Source organism: Mycoplasmopsis bovirhinis (assembly GCF_900660515.1).
Lineage (GTDB): Bacteria > Bacillota_I > Bacilli_A > Mycoplasmatales > Metamycoplasmataceae > Mycoplasmopsis > Mycoplasmopsis bovirhinis.
On record NZ_LR214972.1, the window covers coordinates 178492 to 194135 of the forward strand.

A 15644-nucleotide genomic window follows, 5' to 3' on the forward strand; every position below is an offset into this window, starting at 1 on the left:
GGTTTTACCTATTAAATAAATGCATAAATACGTTTTGGAATAGTCTTTGAACTCACAAAACTTTTATAATAAGCATTATTAAAAATAATACCTAAAAACATAAAATAAATAAACCAGTTTATAAAGAAGCTAATTGAAAAGAAAAACCCAGCTGCTGAACCAAATTTAGTATATGAAACTAATTGATTTAAATAAGTATAAATTACGATTAAAACAAATGATGGTAAAGTAGCAACAATTGTTCCTTTAAAAAGTTCTTTAAATTTAATTTTAAATGACGGAATTAATTTAAATAAAACCAAAAATAAAACTATTAAAAATACTAATACATAAATTAAATAAATAAAGTCCGATAATCAGTTGTTAATTCCACCATACCTGGTTCATAAATGAACTTCAGTAAAGATAAAAATATTACTAAAAATTCACAGTAAAATCGAAATTACAATAACTAATCATAATCCTTTAACTTTATTGCCAAAAAATGATCCAGTTCTACTATTCCCAAAAATAAAATTATAAGCAGAAATCACCTTTACATATCCACCAGCTGCTATATATAAAGATGGTATCGCAATAAATGAACCAGGAATTAAAGAAAAAAAAGTGTTAAAGCCAGCATCTTGGTTTTGATTGTCTAAAACAAAATAAGATTCTCCACCAGGTATAAACTTTTGAAAAACAATTGAATTAAATAAATACTGGAAAACATTATTTGGCACACTTTCGGTGCGCGAGCGTACAAAGGGTTCAATATAATCTTTAAATGGTGTTATTGAGTTATTTATGGTTAGATTTAAAAACCCAACTATATAAATAACAGGAATAAATGAAATTAGCACATAAAAAATTGTTGAAATTCAAACAAACCCTGTTTCTTTTGAATTATAGTTACTATAAACTAGTTGAACTAATTTATTACGTTTAATTTTATCGTTGTCATTCTTAACTCAAATTAAGAATGTTGTAAAGAATAAAATAACATATTTTAAAATAGTCTCATAAATAACATTTAAAATTTCCAAACGATCTGGATAAATAATATTTGTATAAAACTTACGTAAATGCGATTTTTTCTTTTTTAATTTTATATATTTACGATAATGATTTTGTTTAGTTTTTAAAAAGATCATTTAAAGCCTTAAGTGTAATTTCATTAGATAAAACAGGGTTAATTTGCCCACCTGTTTCTTTCATTAAAGTACCTAAAATAAACTTAGTTACTTTTTCTGGTCTTGATGGATATTCCTTAACCAAATCTTCGTTATTTGTAATTATTTTTTTAACAATTGAATTAATTAAATTTGGATCTGAAATTTGTTCTAAATTATGTTCTTTTATTAAATTATTTAAATCTCCGTTAAAATCTATTAATAAAGGTACCAATTTTTTAAATGATTTACCTGAAATAATCCCATGGTCTAATAAATCAATTGCATCAGCAAAATCTGATGCTTTAATCTTTAATTCATAAGCTTTAAGACCTTTTAAATTAGCTAAAGAAACAAGTTCAGCAAAAAAGAGTTTAGATAATTTATCTTTATCTGGATAATCGATACTATCAAAATATTTAGCTAACTCAATATCATCTAATAAGCTTTGAATATAAATATTTTGAATTTTTGCTTCTAAATATCTTTGTTCTTTTTTGTTTGGAAGTTCTTGTAATTTAACTGAATCAATAAATTCTTTTGAAAGTTTTATAAATGGAATATTTGGTTCGGGAAAATATTTATAATCAACAGCACCAGTTTTTACCCTCATTATAATGTTTTCATTTTTATCAACATCAAAACGTTTTGTTGCTTGTAAAATTTCTTCATTGTTTAAGATTTGCTTAGTTTGCAATTTAATTTCATAATCAATTGCTTTTTCAATATTTGAAAGTGAATTTAAATTCTTTATTTCAACTTTTGTTCCAAAGACTTTTGAACTATAAGGACGAATCGAGATATTAATATCAGCTCTTAGACTACCTTGTTCCAATTTACCTTCTGAAATTTCTAAAGCTAAAATAGTCCTTTTAATCATATCTACGTAAGCAGAAGCTTCTTTAGCGCTTCTAATTACAGGGTAAGTAACAATTTCAATTAAAGGAATTCCTGCACGGTTATAATCTAATTTTGTAACATCATCAAAATGATGTTGCCTTGCAGTGTCTTCTTCCAAGTGAATTCTTTCAACTTGTATTTTCTTTGAATTATTATTAACCTTAATTTCTAATTCACCATCTTTTCCAATTGGACGGTAAAATTGGGTGATTTGATATCCTTTTGGTAAATCAGGATAAAAATAATGCTTACGATCAAAATGCAATTCATCATCAATTTCCATATTTAATGCTTTAGCTAAAGCTATGGCATATTTAACAGCTTCTTTATTAACTAAAGGTAAGGTTCCAGGGTAAGCTAAATCAACTTGGCTAGCCTTAGTATTAGCACTCGCAAAATAATCTATTGGTGCACTAGAAAACATTTTGGTCTTGGTTTTTAATTCGACATGAATTTCTATCCCGATAATAACTTCAAAATTTTCAACCATTATTTTGCTCCTTTAATTAATTCTTCAAAATACTCTGCAATTCCTAGAAGTTTTTGATCTTGGTATAACTTGCAATCTAAGGCAATATTATATCCTAAGTTATCTTTTTTGCCTAAAGGAATTGTAATTGATGGATTACCAGCTAAATTTGATCCAGTTAAAATATAGTCAATAACTTTATTTGTACTTTTATGATCAAATTTAGGTGCTATTCCGCTAGTAGCTGGATAAATTAAAACATCACCTTCAGCAAGCAACTCATTATAATAATTTGTAATTAATCTTCTTACCTTTTGCGCTTTAATAAAAATCTCTTGTTGATTTTCTTTATATAAAAAATAACTTCCTAATGAAAGGCGCTCTTGCACCATATGACCAAATTTAGTTGATCTAGTAGTTTTTAAGGTTTCTTCTCAACTTTTACCATCAACACGGTTACCAAAAGAAATACCTGTTAAATTAGCTAAATTTGAACTAGCTTCTGAAAATGAAATAATCCGATAAACTGGTTGGATTAATTCCAAAATTTGATAATTTGGCTTGATGATTTTTACCTTAATGCCTTGTTTTTCTAGTTTTGCAATTAATTGGTGGCAAGAAACCTTGTAATAATCTTCAACTTGGTCAGTGAGATCCAAAAATACAACAGTTTTTGGTTTAGTTTTAATAACATTCTTAATTAACACTTCTTTAGAAGTCATATCATTTGAATCTATCCCATATAAAACTTGAGATACTAAAATTGCATCATTAACATTATGAGCAAAATATGCTACTGTATCAAGTGATGAAGCATAGGCAAATAATCCATAGCGACTTATAGCACCATAAGAAGGTTTAAAACCTACTCTATTAACAAACGAAGCTGGTAAACGAACACTATCTCCAGTATCACTACCAATTGAAAAAGAAATATCTTTAGTTAAAGTTGCAGCCGATCCAGATGAAGAACCACCAACATATCTAGTTTGATCATTGGGGTTTTTAACTATTCCATAAGCACTATGAGCCCCAGTTCCTCCAAGTGACAATTCATCAAGATGGGTTTTTGCTACTAAGTTTACTCCTGCTTCTTTTAGTTTTTGAACAATTGTTGCATCATAACCAGGGTCAAAACTTTCCAAAATTAAACTTGAAGCTTTAGTTTCATAACCCTTAATTGCATAATTATCTTTGATTGTAGCAATAGCCCCATTAATTTGACTATTGCTATGATTATTTATATCTAAAGCAATGATTTTAGCTACTGCATTATTTTGGTCATTTTGTAAGTATTTTAAAGCTTTAGTTAAATCACCTTTAACTTGTAGTTTACGCATTATTGTACCACCTTAGCTAAAATAACATAATCATCATCTTTATTTTTAGTATTAGTTAAAATAGTTTCTTTAGTTATAGAATTAATTTGACTAGGAATATCTTCACGTAAAAAATCTATTTGATAACTTTGATCAATATGTGTCATTGGCTCGAGATTTTCTAAATTAAAATTATTAAATAATTCAATGCTCTTACTAAGGTCATTTCAGTTTTTAATAATATTATTAATTACTTGATCATTTGGTTCAAACATTAATGATTCAACTATTCTTTTAATCTTTTCATTATTTATTTGTTTCATATTACTCCTACCATTTAGGTTTTTCTGTTCAAAATTCTTTTTTGTTTAAATATTTTAAATTACCTGTTAACTCTTTAAATTGCAAATAAAATGAATGAAGCATTAGTCTTTGAGATGGTTTACCACCATATTTTTTATCACCTCAAATTGGTTTGTGCAAGTATTGTAAACTAACTCGAATTTGGTGTTTGCGACCAGTTACAAGTTGAGCAATTTTGTCATTTTTTTCTAAATAAAACAAGGTTTGAGCTTTTTGAGAGTTAGGCATTTCTTTTGCATATGCTTTAACTTTTTGATCAGCTTCGTCTTTAACAAGATAAATAGTTAAATCTATTTTTTGATTTGGTTTTAATTCTAAATTAGATTTAAATAAATATTTCTTAGTGAAATATTTATGCTTTGCATTAAGCATAGTTAATGTTTCATAGTTTTTTGCATAAAGTATTAATCCACTAGTAGCTTTATCAAGTCTACCGACATGTGAAGGTTTAAAACTATCTTTTTGCACAAAGCCTAAATAAGCTAAAACTTGATCATCTAATGAGTTCTCTTCCCCGTGCACAATGAGGCCAGGTACTTTATCAATTAATAAAATATTATCATCTTCATAAAGAATATTTAAATTTGGCTTAACTAGTTTTATTTCCTGTTGTTTATTTGCATCGAAAACTCCATAAATAATGATATGGTCATTTTCACTAACTTTAAAACTTTTGTCATTAGTTCTAATCCCATTGACTTTAATATCTTTTTTACGGAATATTTTTTCTAATCTAGATTTTGTTAAATTATTTAAATACTTACATAGAAGTTTGTACAAGGTTCTTCCTTGATCATTTTTTGTTGCTAAGATTTCAAACATAAATACCTCTTTAAAAAAATATAATAATGTAATTATACATTATTATTAGTTAGATTGGTAAAAGGTTTCTTAAATAGCTAATAATTATTTGATTTATAGTTTCTTTTTCAATTGAAATATATCCTTGGATTGTATAAATATTATTTGATTCTAAATATCCTTTTAATTCTGAGCTTTTAATTAAAATTCCTTCGTCTGTTATTTTATTGTTAATTTCTAAATCAAATTTCTGAATTATATTATTTAAATTAATGTTAAACAAAAAATTATCTTTAATTAACTTTTCATAAGGAATATTTTGTAAATAAAGCTCATCTTTTAATTTATGAATTTGCACATTATAATATTCATAAGTTTTTAAATAACCAATTAAATAAAGTAAAAAACAAAAACATAAAATAATTAAAAATAGTATAAAAATGCTAACTCAATATTTTTTATAAAATTTCATCTAAATTTACCTCGCTATAATTTTCATCAAATACAAAGCGATTACTATGGCTAATTTCAACCACTAATTTTTTGTCTAAAAATTCCCCTAAAAGATTTTTTAAGTTACTGTAAACATAAAAACTTAAATTTTCAAAAACCTCATCAAAGATAATAACATCATAATCTCTTAAAAATAATTTTAAAATTTTCACAATAGCTAATTGACCTTTTGAAAGCCCATTGATATTATTATCTAAAAAATAATTTAGGTCTAAATTTACTGCATTTAAGGTATTAATAAAGCTACTTTTATTAAGTAAATTTAATAAACCATCTTGATCATTAATCATTAAAAAATCTTTAACTTTTAAATCTAAATCTGTTCGATCAGAATTTAAATATAAAATTTGTTCTTTTAATTGGTCATTATAAAATAAATAGGAAATTTTTTCGTTTACAAAAATTTCTCCTTTATTTAAGGGCAAAATCCCAGCTATTAATTTTGCAATTGTACTTTTTCCTTTTCCGTTTTTGCCTACTATATGAACTTTGTCTTTAAAAATTAAACGACCAATGTTTATAATTGCTTGTTTGCTCTGGTTGTATCTAAATTCAGCATAAGAAAGTTGCAATGATTTAATTGTTTCTTGAATTTTAGGAACAGGCAAGTAAATTTTTGGATTTTTATAAAAAATTTCAATTGTTTTAATTTTTTGCATATACTCTATATATGAGTCAAAATTATTAAAAAATCCTTTTAAAGGTCTAATAAATAAATTAATAGATGTTAAAAAATAAACAAAATTAACAAATTCCATTCGTTGGTTTCACACTTCTAAAACCCCTATCATACTAATAAATAAATGAAGCGAAATTTCAACAATATTATGAAATGAATTAATTTGGTTATTAGTAATTTCAAATTCTAAGATTTCATCTTTGAAATTTTTACAATCTTTATATCAATTAGTTAAAATTCTGCGGGTTAAAAAGTCTTCTTGATTTTCTTTTAATGCTTTAATAAAATTATCAGACTTAGTTTCTAAGTAATAAGAATTACTTTGAATTTTTAAAAACTTCTTTTCATATATTAACTTTTTCAGATAACTTATAATTAAAATTAAAATACCAAAGGCAAATAAGACTAACAATAAAACTAAGTTTATATTTCGTAATATAAGCAAGGAAACAACAAAACCAATACAATTAACAACAAAATTTGCTAAAAATACTTCTTGGATATTTAAAACATAAAATAAATTACCTAAACGGTTTTTTATCTCAATATTAGGCATATTATTTAACAAACAATAGTTTTCTTTTTGAAATTTACTTAAAATTTCAAAAAGTTGTTTATAAGAATATTTATAATAATAAGACCGTGTAATTTGATAACTTAAAGTTTGTATCAAATAAATAAATAAAAAACTAATTAAGATTAAAATAGCAATAAAAATTAGTTCGTCTTTTAGTTTGTAGGGAATAATAATATTTAAGATTCGTTTATTAACTCAAGGAATTAAGATATAAAGACCTAATTCAAATAATAAAACAATTAATAAAATAATCTTATTTTTTGTTATTTGAAATAATCCAAAAATTGTTTGATTTTTACTTATATCTTCTTTTAATGTTTGTTCTTGTTTTTGTCCAACAACTTTATCTTGTTTTATAAATTCAATATAAATGTTTTTGCTAAATTTACTAAATTCTTTAAAACTAACTTGCACTTTTTGACCAGTACCTGGGTCATAGTAAGTTATCTTATGTTTACCTTTTTTTAAAATTAAAACCATGTGGCTATAATTTCCGGTACTAATAATAGCACCAAAAGGCAACTCACTACTGTCAAGGCTGCTAATTTGATCTACAGGTGCATTATAAGCATTAATATAATATCCAAATTCTTTGAGCAATGAATTGTAATCTTCTAAACTAATACCTTCTTGGTTATAATTAGCTTTAAATTTTAATTCTTCAAGAGGAATATCTTGATATTTTTTTATACTTAAATATTCCCTAAAAACATATAAAGAGCAATCTCATGGTGAGATTTGTTTTTTGTTTTGCAACATATATTTTTAAATAAAAAAACCTTTAAAAAAGACAAATAAAAAACCTAGCACTAAAAAGTGCTAGGGATAAATATTATAGTCCTTTCATAGAAACATCTTCTCTTTGTCTTGAAGATGCAGCGAATAATGCAAATGTAGAAAGTTTTAAAGCAGCAGCTATTACACTACCTGGTCATGTAAAAATTGATGAGTTAAATTGTGTTACACTTGAGTTATATAATCTACGTGCAGCAGCAATTTCTCTTTCAAGGTAAATAATTTGTTCAGTTAATTCTTTATATGATTGAGAAGCTTTTAGTTCTGGATAATTTTCAGAAACAGCCATCAATCTTCCAAATAATGAACTATTAAGACCTTCAAGTTCACTTCGTTGTGAACTTGTTAAATTAGTTGAAGATCTAAAAGTTCTTAAACGAGCAATTTCACTAAAAGTATCTTTTTCAAATTGTTTGTGAGATTGAACTACATCAAATAATTTAACTAAGGTATCAGATCTTTTAGCTAATTGAACATCAATTGTTGAAGCTGCTTCATTAATATGGTTTTGTTGTCTAAGGTATGAATTTCTTTTTACTAAAAAATAAATTCCAGAAAAAATAATTAGACCTACGATTCAAAAGATTATTGTTGCAGCAGTACTTGATTTTGCACTTAGTTCGGTATTATCTACATATGGGTTAAAACCTTCGCTATTTTTGTTTTCTCTATTGTTATATAAATTTGCCATACTGTTATTCATTATACAATATTTTAGCCATTAGTGAAATTTTTAATTTTAAATAAAGTGCGTTTTAGTTTAGTTTCTAATTTAGCAATGTCAAAAGTATCTGGATTACCTTCAGCAATTGCTCTTTCTAAAGCTTCTTTTTCTGCTAATTGCTTTTTAAGATCAATTTCTGATAATTTAATAATATCATCAGTAATGATATCAATTTTGGAACCATTAGCATAAACTAAGCCACCTCCAATATAATATTTTTCAGAACTTTCATCATGTTCTCAACCAATTGTTAAAGTTCCTAGTTCAATATTAGAAAATAATGGAGATTTATTAGCTTGTAAACCAATATAACCAACTGAAGTTTTTAAAGTAACAATTTCAGTATAACCTTCATAAAAAATCCCGCTTGGAATAGTTATTTTTAGATAAGTTTTAGCCACTAATTTCCTTCTTGAAGTTTTTGATATCTTGAAATAACATCATCAATACTTCCGGCATATCTAAATAAATCTTCTGGATATTCATCTAACTCACCAGATAAAATCATTTTAAAGCTACGAATTGTTTCAGATAAAGGAACATATGTTCCTTTGATTCCAGAGAACTTTTCAGCAACTGTAAAAGGTTGAGAAAGGAAGTTTCTTATTCTTCTTGCTCTTGCCACAATTGCTTTGTCTTCTTCACTTAATTCACCCATTCCTAAAATTGCAATAATATCTTGTAATTCTTTAAATCTTTGCAAAATTGACACAACACCTTGGGAAACTTCATAATGTTCTAAACCAACAATTAAAGGATCTAATAACCTTGAAGATGAATTCAATGGATCAATTGCAGGGTAAATTCCAAGTGAAGCAATGGTACGATCTAAAACAGTCTTGGCATCTAAGTGTGTGAAAGTAGTTGCAGGTGCTGGATCTGTCAAATCATCTGCTGGTACATAAACAGCTTGAACAGAGGTAATTGATCCACGGTGTGTTGAAGTAATTCTTTCTTGCAATGCACCCATTTCGGTTGCTAAAGTTGGTTGGTATCCAACTGCTGAAGGCATTCTACCTAGTAAAGCTGATACTTCTGAACCTGCTTGGGTAAAACGAAAAATATTATCAATAAATAATAAAACATCTTGGTTACGTTTATCTCTAAAATATTCAGCCATAGTTAAACCACTAAGAGCTACCCGCATTCTTGCTCCAGGTGATTCATTCATTTGACCAAAAACTAAAGCTGTTTTATCTAAAACTTCAGCATGTTTCATTTCATGATATAAATCATTTCCTTCGCGGGTTCTCTCACCTACTCCAGCAAAAACTGACAGTCCATTATGTTGAGTAGAAATATTATTAATTAATTCTTGTACTAAAACAGTTTTACCAACTCCCGCACCTCCAAATAGACCAATTTTTCCACCCTTTACGTAGGGAATTAATAAGTCTATGACTTTAATTCCGGTTTCTAAAATTTCGGAAGAAGTTTTTTGTTCTTCATAACTTGGTGGTAAAGCATGAATTGAAGCTTTAGGAACATCTGAATCAAGTGGTAATTCATCAATTGGATTACCTAAAACATCAAACATACGACCAAGCACTTTTTCACCAACAGGAACTTGGATTGGAGCACCAGTGTCTAAGACACTTAAACCTCTTTGCAGACCATTAACATCGCACATTGCAATGGTTCTTGCAGTTTCATCACCAATATGCTGAGCCACTTCAAAAGTATATCTTTTGCCCTCAAAATCAACAATAAGAGCATTTAATAATTTCGGTAATTTTCCTTCTTGAAATCTTACATCAACAACTGGTCCTAAAATTTGGACAATTGTACCTTCATTTTTAATCATAAAAACTCCTTCTCTATGTTGCGTCAGCTCCAGAAACAATTTCAGTTATTTCTTGGGTAATTAGACTTTGACGTTGTCTATTGTATTCTAATTGTAAGTTTTGGATTAGATCTCCAGCATTATTTGTGGCATTTTCCATGGCATTACGCCTTGAAGCAATTTCTGAAATCTTTGAACTAAATGCGTGTTTATATAATGCACTAGTTAAAAATAAGGGCACTGATTTAACTAAAACTGTTTCAGCATTTGGTTCAAATTCAATTAATTGTGAGATTTTAGTGCCAACTTTTTCTTTATCAAGAACAAATGGAAAAAGTTGGAAAAGTTTTGCTTCTTGAGTCAAATTATTAATAAACTCAGTATATAAAAGATTTATTGCACAAATCTTATTTTCTGAATATAAATCTAGGGCGATTTTAATAATTGACGAACTAAATTCATAACTCAGTGAATCTCCAACATTTGCAATTGTTTTAATTACTTGATCTTTTAGTTTTGAATTTTTAAATAAAGAAATTCCTTTATTACCTATAATAATAATTTGATCATGGGGCTGAATTTTTTCTTTAAGTAAATTAAAAATATTATAGTTATATGAACCACAAAGCCCTAAATCACTTGTTAAAACTATATACAATTTTCCTTTAGTAGTATTTTTAGGAAAAATTGAATATAGTTTACGAGGTTCAATATTGTTAATTAAATCATTTAAAATATTTTGCAATGTTGCTTGGTAAGAACTAATACTTAAAAATTCATTTCTAAGTCTTCTTAATTTGGAAGTAGAGACTAGTTCCATAGCATTAGTAATTTTTTCGGTATTTTTAATTACGTTAATACGGCTTTTTAAACCATTTAAATTAGGCATGCTCAGTTCCTAAGTATTTTTTAGGTAGTGCTTCATATAATTTAGCATCGTAATTTGGAATAATTGAAATAATATCTTTTACAATACGAACTAAATTGCTTTCAATTAGTTCATAAACCTCTGGAGTTATTTTACCATTTTTTAAAATATGATTAGCTACATCAATTCCAACTTGGTCGTGAATTGCTCAATCAATTACATTATCACGGTAAGTTGTAATTTTATCTAACGGCAAAGGATTAATAATTCTTTCTTTAACTCCAATTAATAAAATTGTTTGAATATATCCTGGAATTGTGAAATATTGATCTTGTTTTAAAAGACGGTAAACTTTTGTGCCATGGTCTAAAATTGATTTAGTCGAATCATCTAAATCAGAGCCAAATTGGGCAAAAGCTTGCATTTCATTATATTGAGCTAACTCTAATTTTAAAGAACCAACTACTTGTTTCATTGCTTTAGTTTGAGCAGCTGATCCTACACGTGAAACTGAAAAACCTATATCAACAGCTGGCCTTTGTCCAGCATTAAATAAGGATTCTTTAGTAAAAATTTGACCATCAGTAATTGAAATAACATTAGTTGGAATGTAAGCACTAATATCACCTTGTTGAGTTTCAATAATTGGCAAAGCAGTAATTGATCCACCACCATATTGAGTGTTTAATCTTGCAGCCCTTTCTAAAAGTTGTGAATGTAAATAAAACACATCCCCAGGGTAAGCCTCACGTCCAGGAGGACGACGTAATAAAAGCGATAAAGTACGGTAAGCAATTGCGTGTTTGGAAAGATCATCATAAACAATTAAAACATCTTGCCCATTTTTCATTCATTCTTCAGCTATTGTAACTCCAGTATATGGAGCAATATATTGTTTAGGAGCTAATTCACTAGCTCCAGCTACAATAACGGTTGTATATTCTAAAGCTAAAGTATCAGAAAGTTTTTGAACAATTTGTGCAACTGTTGAATTTTTTTGTCCTATTGCAACATAAACACATTTAACATTTTTACCTTTTTGATTAATAATTGTATCAATTGCAATAGCAGTTTTTCCGGTTTGTCGGTCACCAATAATTAATTCACGTTGCCCTTTACCAATTGGAATCATAGCATCAATTGCTAAAATACCTGTTTCTAAAGGTTGGTTAACTTCTTTGCGAGTCATAACACCAGAAGCAGTTTTGAAAATTTCAGAGGTTTTATAGTTATTAATATTACCCTTACCATCTAAAGGCACTCCTAAAGCATCAATAACTCTCCCAAGCATTTGATCACCTACTGGAACAGAGATAACTTCCCCAGTACGTGAGACAATATCTCCTTCAGCCACAGAATATGCATCTCCTAAAAGTGCTATCCCAACCGTTTCATCTTCTAAATTTAAAGCAAGTCCATAAATTCCATTGCCAAAGCGAACTAATTCACTGTAACGAACTTTTTCTAAACCAGAAACAATTGCAATCCCGTCCCCAACAGATACAACTCTACCTACTTCAGAGCGATCAACTTTAGAACCTAAGTTTTTAATTCGCTCCTTAATAATTTGTGAAATATCGTCTAATTTAATTGACATTATACCTCCTCTCTATTTCAAATAATTTGGTTTTTTAATTTTTGTAATTCTTTTTTGTAATTAAGTTCTAGAACTTCAGTTCTCGAAACAATTTTAAACCCACTAATTAAACTTTTATCGATATGATTGTTGATTTTAATTGTTCTTCTAGTTGTCTTTTGTAATTTTTCTTTAATTTGATTTAATTGGCTTTGATTTAAAGGAAAAGCCGAAATAACATCAATATACCTGATTTTTAAATGATGGTTTGAAAGTTTTAAATATTCAATAATAATATTTTTTAAAATTCTTACAGCCTTTCGCTGTACAATAACTTTTAAAGAGTTTAAGATAATTCAATCAAAATCCTTAAAAGCTAAATCAATAGTTTCTAAGCGCTCAGATTCAGGAATTCCATCATTTTTTAAATATTCAATAAATTCAGGATGCTCATTAATAAATTCTTTTAAAAACTCAAAAGAAGGTTCAAGTTCTTTAAACTTATCTTCTTCTAAAACTAAATCAAAAATTGCTATAGCATAAGCTGATGTATGTGTTTTACGAAACATTATAGTTCCTCAACATCTTTATCTGAATTTAAATATTGCTCAATAATTTGATCTTGTGTGTTTTGTGAAATTTCTCGCTTTAAGATCTTTTGAGCTAATTCTGTAGCTACTTCAACAACATATCTACGTGAATTAAAATCAAATTGTTTCTTTTGATTTTCAATATCAATATTTGTTTCTTCTAAAAGACGTTTTGACTCTGTTTTAGCATTATGTAAATAAACTTCTACTGTTTTTTCGGCTTTAATTTTTGCTTTAGTAATGATTTCATCAGCTTGAATATGTGCATTTTTTAAACTTTGGTTTGCATCATTTAGTTTTAAAATGCTTTCTTCTTTTTGTTTGATTGAAGCATCAATATTGTTTTGAATAAATGCTGCTCGTTCTTTCATTAATTTTTTTATTGGTTTATAAACTAAATAAAAAATTAAACCACAAACAATCATGAAAGCTATAATAGTAGCAATCATCAAAGGAATACTTGGAAATAAACCTTCAAATAAATTTTTAAATCTATCTCCAAATTGTTGGTTGACACTTGATGATTCTTGTGCAGTACTATAATAAGTCATTAGCTAACCTACTATTTTGTAAATAAAATAATTAGTGCAATTAATAAAGCATAAATAGAAGTGGTTTCTGCAATACCAGCACCAATAATAAGCATTAAACGAATTTTAGGTTCAGCTTCTGGGTTTCTCCCTACGGCTTCACATGCTTTTCCAGCTGCATATCCTTGACCAATACCAGCTCCTAAACATCCAATTGCTGCAATTCCAGCACCTACACCTAATAATCCGGCACTAACACTTGAGCTAGCAGCATCACTATTAGCAACTTGTGTTGCACTTGTACTTGCTTGTTGTAATAAACTTGTAATTTCAGACATAATAATCTCCTAATAAATTGCTTGAGTTTTTCTTCTAGTTCAATCCCTAAAAGATAATTTGCGGCTTGTAGTTTGTTTTTTTGGTTTTACATCTCCTGCTTCTGAGACCCAATATACTGAGGTTAGTAAAGCAAAAATAAAGGCTTGAAGTGTTGAACCAAAAATATCAAAATAAAAATGAAAGAATGGAGTAATAATAAGTGAAAAGAAGTATAAGTCATTTCCATATTCAACTGAAAAGATCTTTTGCCATAAAATTCCACCTGAAACATAAGCCATTGCTAAAATAGCTGCTCCACCAATAATATTCCCATAAATACGGAAGCTAAGTGAAACTAAAATTGAAACTTTTCCAATTAGTTCGGTTGGAATTAATAACTTAGCATAAAAACGTCATTTACTATACATTGTCCCAATAACTAAAACTCCAAGCCAAGTTAAAATAGCTAAAGTAAACGGAACTGAAAACGATGTAACAATTGGTTCAAATCCAAAGATAACTACACCGTTACCAATTAGTAAAAAAGTTCCTAAACTTAAAATATAAAATTTAGCTAAATTTAAATTGTCTTGAGGTCCAGAAACTGCTTCATAAGTTTTTTCTATTGATCCAACATAAGCTTCGGCTATCAATACAATTCCTTTTGAAGCTTTTTGTGGATTAGTTTTTTTAACTTTAAAATAAATTAAAAGTGATAAAACAAGCACAATTAAAACAGTTAAAAATAATGAAGCTAATTGTGGTTGTTTTCAATTAAATAAGACTTCTTTAAACTTTTCCATTTGTTTCCTTTCTTTTACTTATGATTACTTGCAAAATAATAGCAAAAGCACTTAATGATAAAAATAAGCAAAAACTAAAAAAATTAATTCTCCCGGTAGTTCAAGTTTTAAGATCTTGTGGTAAATGTGTTAAATTAATAAATTTAATTAAATAAATTATTAAAGCTAATACTCCAGCAAAAAACAACATTTTTAAAGGTAAAAGAAAATAATAAATAAATCTTTTATTAATAAATAAAGTTGTATAAATAACTGCAGTTAGCTTAAAAAAAAGATAAGACATTAACGAACCTAGGACAAAACCTAAAGTTAGTCTAATCTTAAACAATTCCATTATTCCAAAAACTAGTCCAAAACTCAGAAATAACATTCAAAATAAAAATTCAAATTTATTTCAAAACTGAACCATAAAATTTCTCCTAAGTTGCTTTGCTAATATTGATTATATTACTTTTAAAAAAATCCCCAATAATAAAAATTTGATTTTTTCTAAGTTATTAAAGTGTATAATATTTACTATGAATCTGATTAATTTAAGAAAAAAAGAAAACCAAATTCAACAACTTATTGCTAGTATTTTAGCTTATGATTTAGATAATGTTAATATTATTAACCCAGTTGTAATGGAGGCCAAATTATCTTCTGATCTAAGTTTAGTCAAAGTTTATGTTAATTTTGAAAAAAACGAAAAAAAAGGAATCATTGCTTTAAATAATGCATCTGGTTTTGTTCGCAAGCTTTTAGCTAAATCCCTTGATTGACGAAAAGTTCCAGAAGTAAGATTTTATTTAGATACAGTTTCAAAAACTGGTAGCCAAATTGATAAAATATTGCAACAATTAAAAGATGAAAATAATGAATAAAAACGCCTAATTAGGCGTTTTT

At 27.3% G+C, this 15644-nt stretch carries 18 protein-coding genes; 1 reads left to right on the forward strand and 17 read right to left on the reverse strand.

Features of this window, described 5'->3' with window-relative positions:
• Nucleotides 1-11: 11 nt before the first annotated feature.
• The 17 genes from EXC44_RS00690 to EXC44_RS00770 all read right to left on the reverse strand — a co-directional run bounded on the left by EXC44_RS00690 (nt 12) and on the right by EXC44_RS00770 (nt 15042).
• Nucleotides 12-1133, reverse strand: a complete 1122-nt coding sequence (locus tag EXC44_RS00690; RefSeq protein ID WP_129621003.1) for a YhjD/YihY/BrkB family envelope integrity protein — start codon at nt 1131-1133, stop codon at nt 12-14.
• Nucleotides 1114-2541, reverse strand: coding sequence for an Asp-tRNA(Asn)/Glu-tRNA(Gln) amidotransferase subunit GatB (gatB, locus tag EXC44_RS00695; RefSeq protein ID WP_129621005.1), 1428 nt, complete (start codon nt 2539-2541; stop codon nt 1114-1116). The genes EXC44_RS00690 and gatB overlap by 20 nt, the downstream gene beginning before the upstream one ends.
• The gene (locus tag EXC44_RS00700; protein ID WP_129621007.1) at nt 2541-3860 is read right to left on the reverse strand and encodes an amidase family protein; all 1320 of its coding nucleotides are present in this window, start codon (nt 3858-3860) and stop codon (nt 2541-2543) included. The genes gatB and EXC44_RS00700 overlap by 1 nt, the downstream gene beginning before the upstream one ends.
• Nucleotides 3860-4162 carry an Asp-tRNA(Asn)/Glu-tRNA(Gln) amidotransferase subunit GatC gene (locus tag EXC44_RS00705; RefSeq protein ID WP_099309323.1) on the reverse strand — a complete coding sequence of 101 codons (303 nt, stop codon included), beginning with the start codon at nt 4160-4162 and terminating at the stop codon, nt 3860-3862. The genes EXC44_RS00700 and EXC44_RS00705 overlap by 1 nt, the downstream gene beginning before the upstream one ends.
• Nucleotides 4163-4169: 7 nt before the next feature.
• Entirely contained in the window at nt 4170-5024 is an 855-nt protein-coding gene (locus EXC44_RS00710) for an RluA family pseudouridine synthase (protein WP_129621009.1), read from the reverse strand.
• 49 nt (nt 5025-5073) lie between these two features.
• Nucleotides 5074-5475: an MAG1140 family protein gene (locus EXC44_RS00715; protein WP_129621011.1), complete on the reverse strand. Its 402-nt coding sequence runs from the start codon at nt 5473-5475 to the stop codon at nt 5074-5076.
• Complete coding sequence (locus EXC44_RS00720; protein WP_129621013.1) at nt 5462-7531, reverse strand: Mbov_0121 family peptidase domain-containing ABC transporter; 2070 nt, start codon at nt 7529-7531, stop codon at nt 5462-5464. The genes EXC44_RS00715 and EXC44_RS00720 overlap by 14 nt, the downstream gene beginning before the upstream one ends.
• 73 nt (nt 7532-7604) lie before the next feature.
• Nucleotides 7605-8258: a LemA family protein gene (locus EXC44_RS00725; protein WP_129621015.1), complete on the reverse strand. Its 654-nt coding sequence runs from the start codon at nt 8256-8258 to the stop codon at nt 7605-7607.
• 23 nt (nt 8259-8281) lie between these two features.
• Nucleotides 8282-8692: a F0F1 ATP synthase subunit epsilon gene (locus EXC44_RS00730; protein ID WP_223213745.1), complete on the reverse strand. Its 411-nt coding sequence runs from the start codon at nt 8690-8692 to the stop codon at nt 8282-8284.
• The gene (atpD, locus tag EXC44_RS00735; protein ID WP_120161089.1) at nt 8692-10095 is read right to left on the reverse strand and encodes a F0F1 ATP synthase subunit beta; all 1404 of its coding nucleotides are present in this window, start codon (nt 10093-10095) and stop codon (nt 8692-8694) included. Before atpD ends, EXC44_RS00730 begins: the two co-directional genes overlap by 1 nt.
• 13 nt (nt 10096-10108) lie before the next feature.
• Nucleotides 10109-10963, reverse strand: coding sequence for an ATP synthase F1 subunit gamma (gene atpG / locus EXC44_RS00740; RefSeq protein WP_129621019.1), 855 nt, complete (start codon nt 10961-10963; stop codon nt 10109-10111).
• Complete coding sequence (atpA, locus tag EXC44_RS00745) at nt 10956-12539, reverse strand: F0F1 ATP synthase subunit alpha (RefSeq protein ID WP_129621021.1); 1584 nt, start codon at nt 12537-12539, stop codon at nt 10956-10958. Before atpA ends, atpG begins: the two co-directional genes overlap by 8 nt.
• Nucleotides 12539-13087: an ATP synthase F1 subunit delta gene (atpH, locus tag EXC44_RS00750; RefSeq protein ID WP_099309314.1), complete on the reverse strand. Its 549-nt coding sequence runs from the start codon at nt 13085-13087 to the stop codon at nt 12539-12541. Before atpH ends, atpA begins: the two co-directional genes overlap by 1 nt.
• On the reverse strand, nt 13087-13659 hold the full coding sequence (atpF, locus tag EXC44_RS00755; RefSeq protein WP_129621023.1) for a F0F1 ATP synthase subunit B: 573 nt from the start codon (nt 13657-13659) through the stop codon (nt 13087-13089). Before atpF ends, atpH begins: the two co-directional genes overlap by 1 nt.
• Nucleotides 13660-13670: 11 nt before the next feature.
• Nucleotides 13671-13976, reverse strand: coding sequence for an ATP synthase F0 subunit C (gene atpE, locus EXC44_RS00760; protein WP_197723762.1), 306 nt, complete (start codon nt 13974-13976; stop codon nt 13671-13673).
• Nucleotides 13977-13985: 9 nt separating this feature from the next.
• Nucleotides 13986-14759, reverse strand: a complete 774-nt coding sequence (locus tag EXC44_RS00765) for a F0F1 ATP synthase subunit A (protein ID WP_120161078.1) — start codon at nt 14757-14759, stop codon at nt 13986-13988.
• Complete coding sequence (locus tag EXC44_RS00770; protein ID WP_129621027.1) at nt 14746-15042, reverse strand: hypothetical protein; 297 nt, start codon at nt 15040-15042, stop codon at nt 14746-14748. Before EXC44_RS00770 ends, EXC44_RS00765 begins: the two co-directional genes overlap by 14 nt.
• A 235-nt stretch (nt 15043-15277) precedes the next feature.
• Between EXC44_RS00770 and rbfA the strand changes: the two genes are divergently transcribed.
• Nucleotides 15278-15622, forward strand: a complete 345-nt coding sequence (rbfA, locus tag EXC44_RS00775; RefSeq protein WP_129621029.1) for a 30S ribosome-binding factor RbfA — start codon at nt 15278-15280, stop codon at nt 15620-15622.
• Nucleotides 15623-15644: the final 22 nt, after the last annotated feature.